Origin of the sequence: Lentzea sp., from assembly GCF_036380075.1 — a bacterium.
In the GTDB taxonomy this organism is placed as follows: domain Bacteria; phylum Actinomycetota; class Actinomycetes; order Mycobacteriales; family Pseudonocardiaceae; genus Lentzea.
Map to the genome: position 1 here is coordinate 1 of NZ_DASVFL010000127.1, position 3,732 is coordinate 3,732.

Below are 3,732 nucleotides of genomic sequence, written 5' to 3' on the forward strand. Positions count from 1 at the left end.
CACCATTTCGCGTCACGTGGTAGGTCTCGCCCGCCTCCACCGCGTCCATGACAGCGGCGGAGTGGTTGCGAAACTCCCGTTGGCTGATGACCTTCACCAGACGAGTGTAGCCCTGCGTAGCGCCATGAGCTACACCAGGCGGACCTGTTCGCCGTCCTGCCCGACGACACCTGGTTCTACCCGGGCCACGGCGACGACTCGACGCTCGGCAAGGAACGCCCGTCACTCGCGGAGCGGCGCTCGCGCGGCTGGTGACGTGAGACCTACGGGGAGCCCGTCGACGTGGGCTCCTCGTTGTCCCGTGATCAGACTTCGATGATCGTGACCCATCTGTTCAGGCTTTGACCGTCACCACATCTCGATGCGGCTCGGCCGTCGTGACCACGGCGAGCTCAGGTATCTGACGAGCACCGTCAGGCTCGCTGAACCGCTTTCTGCATCCGCTGCACGAAGTCGTGTGGCAGGTCCTCCGGGGGCGAGATGTTCAGCTTCGCCTCGACGGCCAGGGCGTTGCCGGTCAGCACGACCTCCGCGTAGCACGTGATCCCGGCGTTCTGCAGCGGACGCACGACCGGCAGCAGTTTGGCCGACGTCTGCTTCGTGAGCTCGCCGATCTCCTGACCGTCAACGCGGACCGCGACCACTTCGCTGGTGGAACGCGGACCGGTGCGCTCCACCCCATGCAGGCTGGCGAGGACCAGCGCCCTGCTCTGCGGATGCGCGCGACCCATCAGCGGTCCCAGCACGTCCAAATGCTCGTTCTCGCGAGTCAGCTGGTAAGAGCGTCCCGCCGGAACCATCATGTGAGGGGAACGGTCGTCGATCTCGTTGATCGGGAACAGGAGTTCCGGGTCGGCCAGATCGAGCGACACGCTCGCGATGAAATCTCCGGGCCCTCGACGCCACCACAGGCGCGCACGGCACTCAGGAATCCTGTTCGATTTTTCCAGCAGTTTCAGCGAGGTCGCGTACTCAGCGGCCGATTCGCGCGGCAGATACCCGACCAGCCGTCCGTCGACCAACACCTGGACTGCGTTCCGGTCGTGACGATTCGACGGTTCACGTCGCAGTTGCGCAATCGTTTCCCGTTCACCGGTCGAAGCTTTGCCTGCGAGCCGGCGCAAGTCCTGGAAGTAATGTGACTCACCGACCACCTCCTGGCCGAACCAGCCCTTTCCACGCAGGCGAAGCGACTTCTCCGCAGGGCGTTCGACCAGCGCGGGGCGCAGTCGTTCCGGCTGCGGGCGTGCCATACCGGCGACGTTGGCGACTTCCACTCGGAATGACAGCAGTCCGTGGTACAGCCGCTCGAAATCTGCCTGTTGCCTGCGGGTGAAGTGCAACTTGCAGGGCTGCCCGTCCCGAACGACGAGGTCGAGGCGCCCGTTCCGGAACAGGCCTGCCCTGGCCATCGAAACCGACACCAGTTCCGGTCCGGTGACGACGAGTCTGCGCCTGCCCAGAGCTGCCTCCGCCACGGCGTTCTTGGGCTCGACGACGAGCTGCAGGCCATCGAAGTCAACGGAGATTCCGTACCCGTCCATCGATTGCTCCTACCGATTCGGGGCGCGCTCCGTGCCGCCGGTTCAACCGGCTATTCGTTCGGGCGGCACGTTCCTGTTACACAGCATCGATTCCATGTCGCTACGACTTCACGTGAGCCTGCTTCACCCGTCCGAGGGCTGCCCAGGTCATCCGATCACCACCACGATCGAAGTGGTTCGCGCTGCCGCTGCGAAGGGGGAGCCACGCGATGGCGCTCACGCCTCTGGTCGCGATGAAGAGCAAGACGGGCGAGCTCGAGTCCCTGCGGCAACTCGCCGAGCGCGACGCGCCAGTCCCGCGAGTCGTCGTCGAGCTGCTCGACTCCGTCGAACCGGACGGCCCGGGGCGCCTGCTGAAGGCGTTGGTGCAGGCGGCCGCGCGCATGGTGAACCTGCGTCAGCCGCTGTGGATCGACACCGAACTGGTGAGCCGGGACGCTCCGCTCGCCCGGCATCCGGGTGGCGTGTTCGAGCTCCTGGACGACCGCATCGAGACTGCGCTGACCGAGGAGCACGGCCTGTTCGCCCCGGACGTCCCGGCCTTCGTCCCGGTGCTCTCCGCCTCACCGTCTGACGACCAGCTCAGGCGGGTGGCACTGCTGCAGGAACACCGCCCTCGGCCGGTCGTGATCCGGTTCCGGGACGTCCGACTCCCGCCTGGCGAGGTCGACGACTGCCTGCGCCGCATCTCCCCCAGCGCCCGCGGCAACCCGATGCACGCAGTCGTCGACCTGGGCTTCGTGGAAGCGGTTCACCCACGGCAACTGGCTCTCACGCGTTCACTCGTCAGGACGCTGGGCGACCGGCTCGGGCCCTCCTCGACGACCGTGCTGGCCGGGTCGATCCCGGCTGCCCGCCACGGCTTCGTGACCACCGTCCGGGAGCGGACCGAGGTGGCCTTGTGGCACGAAGTCGCGCACCTGAGCGCCATCGATGTGAACTACGGCGACTACGGCGTGGTCCACCCGGCCAGGCCGGCGCCCGCCAAACCCGGACCGCGCACCATCTACCCGTACCTCTACTACACCGTGCCGAACCTCGTCATCGCGCTGCGCAGACAGCCCGCCAAGGAAGACGGCAAGCTCTTGACGGGTGAGGCGTTCACCGAACTGGCCGATGAGCTCGTGGCCCGTCCCGACTTCGCCGGCAGTGGCTACTCCTGGGGCGACCGCGAACTGGCGGGCTGCCGCCGGGAAGGCGGACGGTCCGCCAGGCACGTGTCGCGCTGGGTCGCCATGGCGATGTCGCACCACCTGGCACACCTCGCGCGGAGGCCGCCGGCCGAGCTGTGAGGCTCAGGCCAGTGCGTCCAGGAGGTCGAGGTAGCCGCTGGTCGTGCGCCACAACGAGTCCGCGTGCGGCGTGAGCTTGCCCGGACTCCAGCGCTTGTCGGTGTAGACCTGATTCGCGCGGCGCAGCGCCGCCAGGCTCACGGCCAGCTCGTCCTCCACCCGCTTGCGCAGCTCGTCGGGTGACGGCGCCGGCGGGCGGACCAGCTCCGCGGTGCCGTCGCTGACCGCGACCAGCGCCTCCTCCGCGACGCCGTCGGCGCGGCTCCAGACCAGGGCGGGTCGCTCGATCGCGTGGTTCCACACCGGGGCGTTCACCGAACGCCACCGCGCCGAGATCGGGTTGCGCGACATCCGGGTGGAGTTGGCCCAGTGCTCGGCGCCGACGGGCTCGGTGAGCCACGGCACCTCGTCCACCGGCAGGTCCGCGACCACGGCGACCTCGATCTCGTCCAGGTCCCGCGGCACCCCGAGCAGGTCGCCGAACACCCACAGTTCGACCACGTCGAAGCGGAAGACGGGGCTGGGCGGCTCAGCGCACTTCTCCACGAGCTCGGTCAGGTGATGCACTGCGCGGGTCCACTTCACGCGCGTCATTCTGCTGGAGGGTCCGATGCGGGTCGCCGACGCCTTGGCAAGGCTTGCCCTGGTCGAACCGCGGCTGTGCGCGTTCCACGAGGTCTTCGACTCGTTCGCGCCCGTCGACCCGTCGCTCCCGCTCGCCGGCATGCCCATCGCGGTGAAGCGCGGCGAACGCGAGAGCCACCGCGAGGCGTTGATGGCACTCGGTTGCGTTCCGATCGGCCTGACCACCACACCCGACGGCAGCACACCGTGGCAGACGTGGGGCCGCAACTCTCGCGGCGTCACACGCAACCCGTGGAACCTCGACCGCACCC

General features: G+C 68.2%; 3 protein-coding genes and 2 pseudogenes. 3 read left to right on the forward strand and 2 right to left on the reverse strand.

The features are described 5' to 3' along the window. Positions 1-144 precede the first annotated feature (144 nt). Positions 145-255: pseudogene (locus VF330_RS15730) on the forward strand (MBL fold metallo-hydrolase); the annotation flags it as partial. Positions 256-413: 158 nt separating this feature from the next. Here the strand turns inward: VF330_RS15730 and VF330_RS15735 are convergent. Next, complete coding sequence (locus VF330_RS15735; RefSeq protein ID WP_330852335.1) at positions 414-1,544, reverse strand: HIRAN domain-containing protein; 1,131 nt, start codon at positions 1,542-1,544, stop codon at positions 414-416. A gap of 209 nt (positions 1,545-1,753) precedes the next feature. Between VF330_RS15735 and VF330_RS15740 the strand changes: the two genes are divergently transcribed. Then, positions 1,754-2,836 carry a beta family protein gene (locus VF330_RS15740; RefSeq protein WP_330852336.1) on the forward strand — a complete coding sequence of 361 codons (1,083 nt, stop codon included), beginning with the start codon at positions 1,754-1,756 and terminating at the stop codon, positions 2,834-2,836. Between the two features lie 3 nt (positions 2,837-2,839). Here VF330_RS15740 and VF330_RS15745 read toward each other — a convergent pair whose 3' ends face one another. Beyond that, positions 2,840-3,421 carry a DUF7711 family protein gene (locus VF330_RS15745; protein ID WP_330852337.1) on the reverse strand — a complete coding sequence of 194 codons (582 nt, stop codon included), beginning with the start codon at positions 3,419-3,421 and terminating at the stop codon, positions 2,840-2,842. Positions 3,422-3,446: 25 nt separating this feature from the next. Here VF330_RS15745 and VF330_RS15750 point away from each other — a divergent pair. Beyond that, positions 3,447-3,732, forward strand: a pseudogene (locus VF330_RS15750) (amidase); the annotation flags it as partial.